At 66.1% G+C, this 13,346-nt stretch carries 13 protein-coding genes; 5 read left to right on the forward strand and 8 right to left on the reverse strand.

Going from position 1 to position 13,346, the window contains the following annotated elements; all coding sequences use genetic code 11:
• Nucleotides 1–454 precede the first annotated feature (454 nt).
• The 4 genes from N2L00_RS14155 to N2L00_RS14170 form a co-directional block, all read right to left on the reverse strand.
• Nucleotides 455–901: a hypothetical protein gene (locus N2L00_RS14155; RefSeq protein WP_255862460.1), complete on the reverse strand. Its 447-nt coding sequence runs from the start codon at nucleotides 899–901 to the stop codon at nucleotides 455–457.
• Nucleotides 902–1,324: 423 nt separating this feature from the next.
• Entirely contained in the window at nucleotides 1,325–1,993 is a 669-nt protein-coding gene (locus N2L00_RS14160; RefSeq protein WP_255862459.1) for a DUF6308 family protein, read from the reverse strand.
• Between the two features lie 173 nt (nucleotides 1,994–2,166).
• Nucleotides 2,167–2,775, reverse strand: a complete 609-nt coding sequence (locus N2L00_RS14165; RefSeq protein WP_255862458.1) for a hypothetical protein — start codon at nucleotides 2,773–2,775, stop codon at nucleotides 2,167–2,169.
• Nucleotides 2,775–3,368, reverse strand: a complete 594-nt coding sequence (locus tag N2L00_RS14170; protein ID WP_255862457.1) for a hypothetical protein — start codon at nucleotides 3,366–3,368, stop codon at nucleotides 2,775–2,777. The genes N2L00_RS14165 and N2L00_RS14170 overlap by 1 nt, the downstream gene beginning before the upstream one ends.
• Before the next feature lie 332 nt (nucleotides 3,369–3,700).
• On the opposite strand from N2L00_RS14170, the gene N2L00_RS14175 reads away from it, so the two are divergent.
• Nucleotides 3,701–4,234, forward strand: a complete 534-nt coding sequence (locus N2L00_RS14175; RefSeq protein WP_255862456.1) for a hypothetical protein — start codon at nucleotides 3,701–3,703, stop codon at nucleotides 4,232–4,234.
• Nucleotides 4,235–4,243: 9 nt separating this feature from the next.
• On the opposite strand, the gene N2L00_RS14180 is transcribed toward N2L00_RS14175, so the two are convergent.
• Both N2L00_RS14180 and N2L00_RS14185 read right to left on the reverse strand, forming a co-directional pair.
• A complete protein-coding gene (locus tag N2L00_RS14180; protein ID WP_255862455.1) occupies nucleotides 4,244–4,702 on the reverse strand; it encodes a hypothetical protein in 459 nt (152 codons plus the stop codon).
• A 66-nt stretch (nucleotides 4,703–4,768) separates the two neighbouring features.
• On the reverse strand, nucleotides 4,769–5,944 hold the full coding sequence (locus tag N2L00_RS14185) for a M20 family metallopeptidase (protein ID WP_255862454.1): 1,176 nt from the start codon (nucleotides 5,942–5,944) through the stop codon (nucleotides 4,769–4,771).
• 234 nt (nucleotides 5,945–6,178) lie between these two features.
• Here N2L00_RS14185 and N2L00_RS14190 point away from each other — a divergent pair, with 234 nt between their 5' ends.
• The 4 genes from N2L00_RS14190 (at nucleotide 6,179) to N2L00_RS14205 (ending at nucleotide 10,626) form a co-directional block, all read left to right on the forward strand.
• Nucleotides 6,179–7,582 carry a sensor histidine kinase gene (locus N2L00_RS14190; protein WP_255862453.1) on the forward strand — a complete coding sequence of 468 codons (1,404 nt, stop codon included), beginning with the start codon at nucleotides 6,179–6,181 and terminating at the stop codon, nucleotides 7,580–7,582.
• Nucleotides 7,583–7,652: 70 nt separating this feature from the next.
• Nucleotides 7,653–8,411: a response regulator transcription factor gene (locus tag N2L00_RS14195; protein ID WP_255862452.1), complete on the forward strand. Its 759-nt coding sequence runs from the start codon at nucleotides 7,653–7,655 to the stop codon at nucleotides 8,409–8,411.
• A gap of 107 nt (nucleotides 8,412–8,518) precedes the next feature.
• Nucleotides 8,519–9,400, forward strand: a complete 882-nt coding sequence (locus N2L00_RS14200) for an ABC transporter ATP-binding protein (RefSeq protein WP_255765172.1) — start codon at nucleotides 8,519–8,521, stop codon at nucleotides 9,398–9,400.
• Complete coding sequence (locus N2L00_RS14205) at nucleotides 9,397–10,626, forward strand: ABC transporter permease (protein ID WP_255862451.1); 1,230 nt, start codon at nucleotides 9,397–9,399, stop codon at nucleotides 10,624–10,626. The genes N2L00_RS14200 and N2L00_RS14205 overlap by 4 nt, the downstream gene beginning before the upstream one ends.
• Nucleotides 10,627–10,707: 81 nt before the next feature.
• Here N2L00_RS14205 and N2L00_RS14210 read toward each other — a convergent pair whose 3' ends face one another.
• Both N2L00_RS14210 and N2L00_RS14215 read right to left on the reverse strand, forming a co-directional pair.
• Entirely contained in the window at nucleotides 10,708–12,267 is a 1,560-nt protein-coding gene (locus tag N2L00_RS14210) for a long-chain fatty acid--CoA ligase (RefSeq protein ID WP_255862450.1), read from the reverse strand.
• Between the two features lie 4 nt (nucleotides 12,268–12,271).
• Complete coding sequence (locus N2L00_RS14215) at nucleotides 12,272–13,282, reverse strand: ABC transporter substrate-binding protein (RefSeq protein WP_255862449.1); 1,011 nt, start codon at nucleotides 13,280–13,282, stop codon at nucleotides 12,272–12,274.
• Nucleotides 13,283–13,346 lie beyond the last annotated feature (64 nt).

Genomic DNA, 13,346 nt, shown 5'->3' on the forward strand with positions numbered 1-13,346 from the left:
GCTTCCCGATAGGCCTCACCTTCTGTACAGCTGATGCTGTCCGCCGCAGCCCCAGGCCGCATCAGCTGTACAGAAGGCAGCACCGATGGGCCAGCCCAACTGGATTCCCACACTCTCTGGGACCCTTGTGGCTGCGGTTGTCGTTCCAGGAACACCAGCCCCGCTGGATGGGATCTTCTCTGTGGCGGTTCAGCGGTTGGACCGGTTCATAGTGCAGTAGGTGCCCCCTCACCGGCCCGCGGGCAGCATCTACTGCACTATGAACGTGCGGGCGGCGTCGGTTGTACAGATAACGGGGCTAAGCCTCGTCCGGTGTACAGATAACGGGGTTATTCGGCCGGTATAAGCCCGTTATCTGTACACCGGATTTACGGCAACCGATTCTTCGCGCCCCGGCGAAGATGATCCCTGCGCAGCGGGCGACGAGGACCCCTGCGCAGCGGGCGACGTCCGGTCAGTGCCGGAAACCGAAACGCCCATCGACAACGTCCGGCAGGGCAACCACACCCTGGCGGCCGGGCCTCGGAAGCCCGCGCTGCTTCCGCACTTTCGCGGCCCGGAATTCCTTTCGCGTCGCCGCGGCGAGCCGGAAAGAACAACCGAGCATCACGGCCACGAGAATCGCCGCGAGGACCCTCAAGAGCCAATCATCTGACGGGAAAAGGCCAACACCGGCGAAAAAGAGAATGAATACGGCATACATGATGAGGAGGATCACCCCCCGCACCCAGGAAGTGGGGTGATCCGACGGCGGAGCACCGTCGGGTCGGAACCCGAGTTCATCCGAGGCGTAACTCTGCAGATTGCCAAACTCCGTCCGATGAAGGAATCGCTTCTCCCCACGGGCCAGGAGCCGCCGGTGCTCTGCGAAGACTTCCTCGTCGGTGAGCAGCCTGTTCATTGTCATTCGTCCCCCATCGTTGTCTGCGTTAAGTTATTCGATCCGGATTTCCGCCGGCAGGCGATGCTGCCGAGCTGGTCTCGGGCGGCGTCAGCCGTACGGAAGGCGGCGCTTCCTGGGATTTCCCAATCACTGTGCGGCCAGCTGTTGTCACACCGGAAGCAGGAGCCCCATTAGGTGGGTATGTCTACGCGATTCATGGGCCCGCACGCGTTCATAGTGCAGTAGATGCTGCCTCCCTGACCGGCCGGGAGGCAGCATCAACTGCACTATCGACGTGCGGGCGGCGCCGGTTGTACAGATCCCGGGGCTTCTCCGCGCCGGTTGTACAGATACCGGGGTTATTCCGTGGGGATAACCCCGTTATCTGTACAACAGACGCACGCTGAGGGGCTAAGCCTCTTCGTCTTCGCCGGCCGGAGGCTAGACCGCTTGCCTGCCGCGCATCCACAGCACCACATCCATGGCGCGGAGCCGGGAAACGGGATGTGGGAGCTCTGCGCGGCGCTGGATTTCATCGAGGTGGAGGGCGAGTACGCCGCCGTCCTTCGTAAGCGCCGCATACCAATCCTTCCACTGGGTCAGGGAGCCCTTCGATTCGGTCTGCTCCTGAACCACTGAATCCCAGATCGGAATCAGGCGGGGACGCTTGCGGGCCATCAGCTTGCTCGCTCGGGTTGGGCCAATCCCCCACTTTTCCTTCTCATCCAGATCATTGCCGCGGAGAATGTCCCAGAGCTGCCAAGCTGGGCTTCCTGCGCCAAGGACAGCTTCGAAATCGCCGTCTTGGAGATCGGCAAGGTCCAGATCGAAAGGGATCTTACTCAGCAGTGCCGCCACGTCTACACGCCGCTCGTCCAGGATGCCGATGACCGCCGTTGGCTCGAACGGAACGGAGAGGAACGAGGCGGCGAGCATGTCATCGGCCGTGATGGTGTTCACGACGTCGGGTGCGTCTCCACCTCCGGCCCAGGTGTCGAACCGCGCCCCGGTGCGGACCCGCCCCTTGGAACCGAGCTGGGTGTAGTAGTTGCTGAGCAGCGTGACTGCATTGTCGGTCTGTTCCTCAGTGAGTATTTCCGGAATGTGCACGGCGTGAGTCCCCCAGTAGTTGGCAGGGCAGCGGCCGCTCCCCCAGTCCGTTGATAGTACAGAAGCGCCCCCTGCGGATCCCGCAGGGGACGCTTCTCGACTTGCCCTGGTGCCTCAGCACCTCAGATTCCGTCGGTCGGTTGAGGCCGGTCCGGGCCTGGTGAACGGCTCGGCTACTTTTCGCCAACAACCTCAACGGTCACGTTCATGCCGTCATCCGGGTGGTAGTTCCAAAAGGTGGAGAACTCACCCCATTGAGCAGTTTGAGTTCCGTCCAGTGCCCGGGTATTCCCCAACCTGCTGCTCACACTGTCAGGCATATCAATGGCGGCCAGCACACATTGGATATCTGCGAATTTGGCTCCATAACCGAAGGTCTCGTTACCCTGACCGGACATCGTCAAGCTCTGCCCCTCGTCGCCAAGGGCGATACCCGACTGGTCCGTGAGATCGCAGAGCTCCACAGCGTCAACCAGAGCGGTGGAATTGGAGGGCAAGTCAATCTGCGCGAGCAGGAGCCCAGCACCCAGACCGACAACAAGCCCAGCACCGGCGAACAATGCGTAGTTCCGCCGGGACGGCGGCAACTGGACGGTAGGCGGGTACGGCGTCATACCGAACGGCAGTGCCGCGGGATTCACCGGTCCGGTCCCGGACTGCGCGGGCGGCCCGGACTGTGCTGGAGGGGCTGGAGGCAGCGGCGGCATAGACTTCATCCGCGCACTCTCCGTGCTGTCGGCGGGGTTCTGCGGACCCGGGTTCATTGCGTCTTCCTGCGTCATTACTGCTTCTCCCACTTGCCGCATCGGCTGGACTTGAAGTCCTGGCCCTCGGACAGGGTGACGGTGGGACGGCCTCCGCCGGGCAGATCGTTTTGCAGGATGTCGTCACCGTTCGAACCGCTTCGGTAGATTCCCCAGTAACAGCTGGAGCCGACGTCGGCCGCGGTTGTATAGGTCCCCGGCGAAACGTTGGTGCCCACCGTCCAGGTACCGTCGCTGATGGTGTCGGCTGCCTTCTGCTTCTCCGCGGCGGTGACGGCAGATTCCCGCTTTTCCACATCGGCCTCGGCCTTCGCGGCAGCTTCTTCCCGCTCCCCGACCTTCAGCTCCCGGGCGTATATGCCGCTGGAGAGCTTGTTGTAGTCCTCCTTCATGACGCTGTAGTCGTCCTGGGACTTCTCGAGCATCGACTGGCGCTGCGCCGATTCTTCCGAGAGCGCGATGTATTCCTCGCTCCGGGTCGGGTCGGTCAGGAAATGTCCACCTACAGCGCCGCCGGCCAGCAGTACGACGCCGGCGGCCGCTAGCCAGATCCGTGCGGCTTTACGCTTCGCCACCTGTCGGTCCACCAGTGGTTTGTCCGCAGGGTTCATGGCCGTGCGCCGGTCTCCTCGTGCTTTCCTACCCCGCGGGGACGCTGGGGTATCGGCATCGGGCGCAGGTGGCGGAGGAGGTACTGAGCCGGCAGTAAGCATCTCTGCGGTTTCTGGTCCTCCAACCGGTGGCTGCTCCGGGGTGGACTGACTGGCGTGCTGCTGCGACATTCGTGGGTCTTTTCGCTGGTGCGGATCGAGGCGGGTGTGCACACCGCCGCCGCACGCGCGACCGCTTTCGGGTGCACGCCCCTATATACATTCGGCAGGCGAGACCCATCTGTAAGGGAAAGGCACTTTAACCCCGAACCCTGTCCCCTAGAGTGATCGCCATGGACTCCCCACCGCAGTTTGCCGTCATTGCGTTCGCTGCCCTCGCAATATGCGCCGGTCCGGTCCTGCTCACGGCGGGCATCCTCGCATATTCCGGCCGTTGGACGTCCTGGGCAGGTCCGTCCAGTTACCCTTCAACGGCAAAGCACTCCCGGCTGGGATTCATGATGTTCTGGGCGGGGCTGCCCATGACCGCGGTGGACATTCTCCTCGGACTGGAAGTGCTCGGCGTGGACCCCGGTGTGACGCGTGGGCTCATGCTGGCTCCCGCCGTGTTTTGCATGACCGTGGTGATGATCCATATCTACTTCCTGCCGAAGTTCCTCCGCCCCCTCCTGCTGCCCCGGTGGTACCGCGACTGGGAAGCGGCCCAATTCGAGCTCGAGGAACGGAACGAGGAACGACGCCGGGCACGGCGCTCCCGCCGTCGGGACAAACGGCGGCGGGAGAAGGAGAAGGCCCGGCTGCTGCAGGCGAACGCGGCGGCTCGGGAAGAGAAACGCCGCGCCAGGATGCAACAGGCCGCGCCCTGACCCGCCGGGTTAGCCCTTCAGCGCCGCCCGCAGTTCCTTCCACGCCCCGGTGGACCACAGCGCCCACAGCACCAGCGGCGGCTGGAAGAACAGCCGCACCAGCCGGGCGCGGTCCGAATCCAGGCCGAACGCGTCCGTGTGGGTGACGTACTGGGAAATGTTGCCCGGGAAGATCGCAATGAAGAACGCAGCGGCGGCCAGCCCAACCGGCACCCGGCGTTTCCGCAGCAGGATCAGCGCCGCACCCAGGCTGATTTCGGCCACGCCGGAGAGCAGCACCACGGCATCCTCGTTCAGCGGAACCCAGTCCGGCACCTGCGCCTGGAACTCCTGCCGGGCGAAGGTCAGGTGCGAGGTCCCGGCGAAGGCCAGGAACGAACCGAGGGCAACGGCGCCGATGCGGCGGGGTTTCGACGTCGGCGGCGCGGGGCGGGAAGCAAGGGCAAGGACCTTCGAGATGGCAGACATGGTCCCGACGCTAACACCCCTGCCCGGGCCGGGGCAGGGGTGCAGTCAACGGCAGCTCAGCCCAGCTCAAGTCAGCCGGTTGTATGCCAGCTGCGCCAGAGCGGCGGCCTGGTCCCCCAGCACCGAGTCGTCAAAGACCACGCGCGGTGAATGGTTCCAGGCAGCGGTGACCGGATTGACCGCCGGCGGCGTCGCACCGAGGAAGATGAAGGTCCCGGGGACCTCGTTGAGCACCAGGGAGAAGTCCTCCGATCCCATCAGCGGGTCACGGGATTCCAGCACCCGGTCCTCGCCGAAGATCTCCCGCAGGCCGGTGACGGCTTCCCGCGTCCGGTCCGGATCGTTGCAGGTAACGGGGTAGCGGATGGTGAAGTCCACCTCCGCGCTGCAGCCGTGCGCGGCGGCAATGCCCTCGGCGAGCGCCTTGGACTCCACGATCACCCGGTCCAGGGATTCCTCCGAGAGGGTGCGGACCGAGGCGCCGAGGCTGGCGGTATCGGGAATGACGTTGATTGCCTCGCCGGCGGAAAGCTGGGTCACGGTGAGCACGATCGGGTCGAAGGCGGAAAACCGGCGCGTGGCCATGGTCTGCAGCGCCGTGGCGATTTCGGTCAGCGCGGGCACCGGATCAATGGCTGTCTGCGGCTGGGAGCTGTGCCCGCCGGAGCCCTTCACGGTGATTCTCAGTTCATTCGCGCCGGCCATCAGCGTGCCGGGCTTGGTGCGGAAGACTCCCAGCGGTCCGGGCCGGACGTGGATGCCGTAGGCGGCTACGGGACGATCCCCGGCGGCGTCGAGCACCCCCTCGTCGAGCATCAGACTTGCACCGTCGTGGCCCTCCTCCCCCGGCTGGAACATAAAGATCACGTTGCCGGAGAGGTCCTGCTGCTGGGCGCAGAGCAGCCGGGCGGCCCCCACCAGGCCCGCGACGTGCAGGTCATGCCCGCAGGCATGCATGGATCCGTTGGTGGAGGCATAGTCCAGATCGGTCAGTTCGCTCACCGGCAGCGCGTCCATGTCCCCGCGCAGCAGGACGGTCGGACCGGGCTCGGCGCCGCGCAGCACGGCGACCACGGAGGTGGTCTTCACCCCCAGGGTGATTTCCAGGTCCAGCCCTTCGAGGGCGGCGAGGACCTTTTCCTGCGTCCGGGGCAGGTTGATCCCGGTCTCCGGATCCAGGTGCAGCTCCCGCCGCAGGGCCACCAGATCAGGCAGGATCGCCTGTGCTTCCTGTACAAACATGCTTGAAGTCCTGTCATCTACGCTGATGGCCGGCTGCCGTTCGGACTGCCGCTACCTACGCAGTAAATCACTCCTTTCGCTCCAGCACAGGGGGGGACGGCCCCAACCGCACCGGTTCCGGCCCGACGACGGCGGTGAACGGGGCTCCTGGCAAGGAGTGCGCTTCATCCGCCGCAGGTCGTTCATCCCTGCGGCGGACCCCCTGCCCGCGGTGCAGCTCCTAGACTGGGCACCATGATCGAGACCATGGCCTTCGACACGGCCGACGCCGGCCCGGCACGGAACGCACGGACCCGGCCCGGCTGGCTCGCCCGGCTCCCCTGGCGCACCGGGGAGGACTGGGAACGCCCGGGACCCACCCGCACGCAGCAGCGCCACGACGTCATCGGAACGATCATCCTGCTGCTGGTCTCCGCGCTCGTTATGGAGGTGAGCCGCGGCATCGGTGCCCTGGCCGGGGAAACCGGGCCCATCTGGTTCCAGCATCTGGCGCTGGCCCTGATCATCCTGCCCCTGGTGGTGCGCCGACGATACCCGGTGGCCGTCATGCTGATCTGCAGCGCCGTGTTCCTGGGCCTGGGGCTGCTGGTGCCCATGGTCGCCACACAGACGAGCTTCCAGGCGGCCTATTTCGCCTCGCTCTACACCGCCGTGGCCTGGGCGAAGGACCGCCGGATACTCTGGCTCGGCACCACCGTGGTTATTGCCGTGATGGCACTGTGGGTGATCCTTTCCTTCACCGTCTCCTCCGCTTATGACGGCATGCTGGAACGGATCATGGAGGGCGATGACTCCTACCGCGGTTTCCTGCCGCCGCTGGCGTCCCTGGCCCTCTACAACCTGGCAATCAACGCCGCCTTCTTCGGCGGGGCCATCATGTTCGGCATGAGTGCCTGGCGCAGTGCGCACCAGCGCGAACTGCTGGTCAAACAGTCCGCCCAGCTGGAACTCCAGGCGACGGAACTGGCCCGGCAGGCGGTGCTGGATGAACGGCTGCGCATCGCCCGGGAGCTGCACGACGTCGTCGCGCACCACATCGCGGTGATCGGCGTCCAGGCCGGCGCGGCCCGGCGGGTGCTGGAGAAGAAACCCGAGGCCACCGCGGGCGCCCTGCAGACCATCGAAGCCTCCTCCCGCGAAGCAGTGGAACAGATGCGGTCCCTGCTGGGCGTACTCCGCGCTGGTGAGGAACCGGGGTCGGAGTCCGACGGCGGCGCGCGGCGCACCCCGGAGCCCGGCCTGGCGGACCTCCCGGCCCTGGTGGCGGAGCACGAGCAGTTGGGCCTGTCCGTGTCATATCACCGGTCCGAAGATGTACCCGGCTCGCTGGACCGGGTCCCCGCACCGCTGGGCCTCTCGATTTACCGCACCGTCCAGGAGTCCCTCGCCAACGTCCGCCGGCACTCCACCGCAGGCTCCGCCGTCGTCGCCCTCCGCACGGGCACCACGGGGACCGGCAAGAGCTGGGTGGAGGTGGAGACCGTGGACAACGGCAGGCCGCGCACCGGCAGCACCGCCGGCTCCGGGTTCGGCATCCGGGGCATCCGGGAACGGGCAGACCTGCACGGCGGCACCACCGAAATCGGACCGCGGTCCGGCGGCGGCTGGCGCGTCCGGGTCCGGTTTCCGCTCCATTGACCGTTACCGTGGTTGCCGAAGGCCGCATGCTGCGACCGGCAGAACTCCTTCGAAAGGGAAAACGTAAGTAATGGAACCGATCCGGGTCCTGCTGGCTGATGACCAGGCCCTGCTGCGGGCAGGCTTTGCCATGATGCTCTCCGTGGAGGACGAAATCGAGGTGGTGGGCCAGGCCGCCAACGGCGCCGAGGCGGTGGCATTTGCTGCGGCACACCCCGTGGACATCATCCTCATGGACGTGCAGATGCCGGTCCTGGACGGGATCCGGGCCACCGAGCAGGTAGTGCAGGCCGGCACCGCGAAGGTCATCATCCTCACCACCTTTGAACGCGACGACTACCTTTTTGATGCCATCAGCGCCGGCGCCAGCGGCTTCCTGCTGAAGAACTCCGATCCGGATGACCTGGTGGCGGCGGTGCATGCCGTCGCCGGCGGACACGCCCTGCTGGCACCGGAAATGACGGTGCGGGTCATCGAACGCTTCGCCCGGCAGCTGCATGCCGAGGCCGCCGGTGCCGCTGCCCTGCCAACCGGCCACCCAACCGCTGCCCCGGCCACCGCCGTCGGAACCCGCCCGCCCTCGGGGTCCGCCCAGCAGCAGAAACTGCTGGACTCGCTGACCTCCCGCGAGCGCGAAGTGCTCGTGAACGTTGCCGCGGGCCGGAGCAATGCCGAGATCGCCGCGGGGATGTTCGTGGCCGAGGCGACCGTCAAGACCCATGTCTCCAACCTGCTGGGCAAGATTCAGGTCCGGGACCGGGTGCAGGCAGTGGTGTTCGCCTACGAGTCCGGCCTCATCCTCCCGGGGGACAAGCCGGCCGCCGGCTGACCCGGGAAGGTTCCATCCCGCGGCCGATCCGCCGTGCTGCTCTTTTGCCTAAGCTCGAAGCAGAAGTTCATCACTAGGCCCGGCCTCTTCCGGGGAAGGAGCAGCACATGCTGCAGGTCCGCAATCTCACCCGACGCTTCGGGGACAAAACCGCCGTCGACGACGTCACGTTCGACATTCCGTCCGGCCGCATGACCGGCTTCGTGGGTGCAAACGGCGCCGGCAAGACCACCACCATGCGTATGGTCATGGGAGTCCTGACCGCCACGTCCGGCGAAGTGCTGCTGGACGGGTCCCCCGTGACCGCCGCCCAGCGCGCCCAGTTCGGGTACATGCCCGAAGAACGCGGCCTCTACCCCAAGCAGCCCATCATCGACCAGCTGGTCTACCTCGGCCAGCTGCACCGGATGAGTCAGTCCTCTGCCCGCCGCGAGGCAATGGAACTGCTGGACCGGTTTAACCTGGCCGACCGGAGCAAGGACAAGCTCGAATCGCTCTCCCTGGGCAACCAGCAGCGCGTGCAGATCGCCGCCTCGCTGCTGCACCGGCCCACCGCCCTGATCCTGGACGAGCCGTTCTCCGGGCTGGACCCCGTCGCCGTCGACTCCATGGTGGAGCTGCTGCGCGAACGCACCGCCGCCGGCGTGCCGGTCCTGTTCTCCAGCCACCAGCTGGACCTGGTGGACCGGCTCTGCGACAACCTGGTGGTCCTGCAGGGCGGCCGCCTCATGGCCGCCGGCACCGGCGACGAGCTGCGCGCCACGGCACCCCGCCGGCACCGCATCACGGTCTCTCCCGACGCCGGCTGGCTGCGCGAGGAAACCGGGCTCACCGTCATCGACGTCGCCGGCCCCTCCGCACTCGTGGAGTTCGACGACGACGCCCATGCCCAGCGCACCCTGGCCGCCGCCCTCTCCCGCGGCACGGTACAGGAATTTGCCCCCATCCGTCCGTCCCTGAGCGACATCTACCGTGAGGTGACAGCATGAGCACCGCAACCCGAACCCCCGTGGCCAAGCCCGGGCAAGCTCCGGAAACCCCTGACAACACGCCCGCCTGGGCCATCGTGACGCTGCGCGAAGTCATGGTCAAGATGCGCGACCGTACCTACCTGCTCTCCACGCTGGTGACCCTGCTGCTGATCGTGGGCGGTGTCCTCTTCAACGCCTACATGTCCTCGCGCGGTTCGGACCATACGGTGGCCGTGGCAGATTCCGCCGCCGCCGAAATCATCTCCGCTGCGGATGCCGCCGGACAGGAAGGCGACGGGAACACCTCCTTCGAAGCCGTAACGGCAGACTCCCCCGAGGCTGCCCTGCAGCTGGTCCGCGAGGAGGAGGCCGATGCCGCACTGATCCAAGCGGAGAACGGCAGCTGGACCCTGACCGGAAAGGACGAGATCGGTTCCGGGATCCGCGGGCCGGTCTCCGAGGCCCTGACAAGCTATGTCCTCAGCGCCAACGCCGCAGCGGCCGGCACGACGGCGGCGGAACTGACCGCCGGCAGCGAGCTGGAAGAAGCGCTGCTGGAAGGCAACGCCGAGCAGGCCGGAATCGCCGCCGTCGTCGGCTTCGCGTTCAGCTTCCTCTTCTACATGGCCACCATCATTTTCGGCATGGCGATTGCCACCTCCGTGCTGGAGGAGAAGCAGAACCGGGTGGTGGAAATCCTGGCTACCGCCATTCCCATCCGCCAGCTCCTTTACGGCAAGGTGATCGGCAACACCGTCCTGGCCGTGGTTCAGCTGGCACTGTACGGCGGGGCAGCCCTGCTGGCGCTGAACCTGACCGGAACGGCGGACATGGTGGGCTCCATCATTCCGGTGTCCGGCTGGTTCCTGGTCTTCTTCCTCGTCGGGTTCCTGATCCTGGCCGCCGGCTGGGCAATGCTCGGGGCCATGGCCAGCCGGTCCGAGGACCTGAACAGCAGTTCCACCCCGGTCATGGCAATCATCTTCGCCGCCCTGTTTGCCGGGATGTTTGCCAAGGGCCAGCTGCTGGTCATCGCCTCGTTCGTGCCGGTGATTTCCTCCGTGGCGATGCCCGTGCGGATGCTCAGCTCGGAGGTGCCGCTGTGGCAGACCTTCGCCTCGCTGGCCATTGCGCTGGCCGCGGCCTACGCGCTGCTGGGCTTTGGCGCCAAGATCTACCGGCGGGCCGTCCTGCAGAGCGGCGGCTCGCTGACGCTGCGCAAGGCCATGAAGCTGGAGCAGTAGCCCCGGCGGGGAGCATCACAGCGGCAGGCGGGGAGCATCGGCTCCCCGCCTGTTTCATTTGTGCTTTCATTTGTGCTGCAGTCAGTCCGGATATTGCCGGCGCAGTTCGGCTTTGCGGATCTTTCCGCTCGCCGTTCGGGGAAAGTCCTCGACCATCGTCACCGTGCGCGGCACTTTGTACCGGGCCAGGCGGCCGAAGAGGTGTTCCTGCACTTCCTCGGCCGTCAGCGCGTATCCCTCCCGCAGGCTGATGACCGCGCGGGGCACTTCGCCCCATCTGCTGTCCGGCACCCCGATCACGGCAACGGCAGCCACGGCCTCCAGCTCCGCAATAACCTGCTCGACCTCGGCCGGATAAATATTCTCCCCGCCGGAAATGATCATGTCCTTCAGCCGGTCGGAGATGAACAGGTACCCGTCGTCGTCGAAATAGCCCATGTCCCCTGACCGGAACCATGCGTCGTCGGCATAGGCTTCCGCGGTGGCGTCGGGCCGGTTCCAATAGGAGCGGATGACGTTGGGTCCGGAAATCTGGATCTCCCCCACCTCTCCCGCCGGGAGCACCCCGCCGTCCGGACCCGTGATCCGAACGTCGGTGAAGAAGTGCGGCAATCCGGCGGAACCGGCCTTTTCCCTCGATCGGGCGGCCGGAAGCGCCGTGGCGCCCGGGGCCGTTTCAGTCATTCCGTAACCGTTGGAGAAGGACAGGCCGCGGGCTTCATAGGCCTCCAGGACCCGGAGCGGCACTGCGGATCCGCCGCAGGTGATGGTGGTCAGCGAGCTGATGTCCCGCTTGTCCCAGTCCGGATGCTCGCACAGCATCTGGTAGGTGGTGGGCACGCCGCTGATGTAGGTGGCTGCATACTGTTCAATCGCGGCAAGTGTGCGGCCCGGTTCGAACCGGGTTTCCAGCACCACGGTGCCGCCCTTGAGGAGCACCGGCAGCACGCCCATGTCCAGGGATGCGACGTGGAACATCGGGGAGATCATCAGCGCGACCTCCGTCCCGGACACGTCGTAGTCGACCAGCACGTTGTAGCAGTTCCAGGCCAGGTTCGCGTGGGAGAGCAGGGCGCCTTTGGGCCGGCCGGTGGTGCCGGAGGTGTAGAGGATCATCGCCCCGTCGTCTCCCGCGACCGGCAGGTCCAGCCGGTCCGGCGACGCCGCGGCGATCACGGCGTCGAAGTCGGACACACTTTCTCCGCCCGCCTCGTCCGCTGCGTTACCGTCGGCCGGCGCGGCGCCGTCGGCCACTTCCAGCCGCACCGCCACCGCGGTGCCGGCCGACCCCAGCTGCGCCAGCCGGGCGAGCGCACCGGTGTACACCAGTACCGAGCTGCCCGAATCCTGCAGCGCAAACTGGATTTCGGGCGGCGCCAGCCGGGTGTTCAACGGAACGAAGACGGCGCCCAGCGTTCCGGCCGCAAAAAACGTCTCCAGGAATGCGGGATGGTTATCCCCGAGGAAAGCCACCCGGGAGCCGTGGTCCACACCGGAGGCACGCAGTGCCTGTGCCAGCCGGTTGATCCGCTCGTCCAGCTCCGTGTAGCTGATGTTCCGGCCCTGGAAGACCAGTGCCGTGCGGCCGGCGGACTTCAGGCGCCGGCGGTGTATCCACGATCCCAGCCCCTGATTCTCCATGGTGCTACTGCACCGTCATGGCATCGACGTCCGGTTCCTTTGCCACAAACTCGTACTTCAGCATGAGTGCGCCCAGGTCATCCAGCTCGTCGCTTCGAAGTTCGCCGTCGAACTCCTCCATCTTCAGGTTCTCGGCGACTGCCGCGTCCATCCCCATGAACGTCGGAAGGGTGGCGCGGACGTCGTCGACGTTGGCCTGCGCAGAGGTGAGCGTTTCGGTGACGGCATCCTTGAAGGCCGTGACGGTTTCCGCATTTTCGTCCGCATACCGGCCGGAGGTAAACGTGACCATCGTAGGCATCCCGGCGACCGCTTCCTGGTTCGGATAGCCAACCAGGACGTAGTCGGGATTGGCCAGGGCGCGGCTCAGGAAAGGCTCGGGCAGCCAGACCGCGTCCGTATTGCCTCGCTCGAGCGCGGCTTCCATATCCTGGAACGGCAGCTCGTTGAAGTTGAGCTGCTCCGGATCGGCGCCGGCCAGGGCGGCGCTTTCCATGATGGTCAGATCGCCCTGGGTATTGACCGCGTTGACGGTGGTGGTTTTGCCTTCCAGATCGGCGAAGGACGTGATCCCGGAGTCCGCGCGGGCCACCACACCGTTGATGTCATCGCCTTCGGCGAGGGAATTGGAGTACCCGGACACGATCTTCATATCCAGGCCCTTGTCCTTGGCCACCATGACCGACAGCGGGTTACCCACGGCAAAATGGATGTCGCCGGTGGAGACCGCCGGCAGCATGGCTGCCCCGCCGGTGCCGCGCTGGAGCTCGATCTCCAGCCCGTGCTTCTCGAAAATGCCTTCATCAATGCCGTACTGCATAGCCGAGGACGGCGCGATGGACAACACCCCCACCACTACCTGCTGAAGTTCACCGCTGCCGGAACTTTCGCTGCCCGACGGCGACGACTCGGCGTCGGATCCGGCGGTCGAACCGGAGCAGCCGGTCAGTGCCAGTGCCAGCAGAACTCCGCCTGCCGCAGCAGTGGACAGTTTCCTGGTGATCGTGTTCCTCATGACCTACCTCTTCATTGTGGTGGTAAGAGTGGTGCCCTGGCCGTTACCCGGGCCGGGTTCCCTG

The organism is Arthrobacter sp. zg-Y1171, from assembly GCF_025244845.1.
Taxonomy (GTDB): Bacteria; Actinomycetota; Actinomycetes; order Actinomycetales; family Micrococcaceae; genus Arthrobacter_B.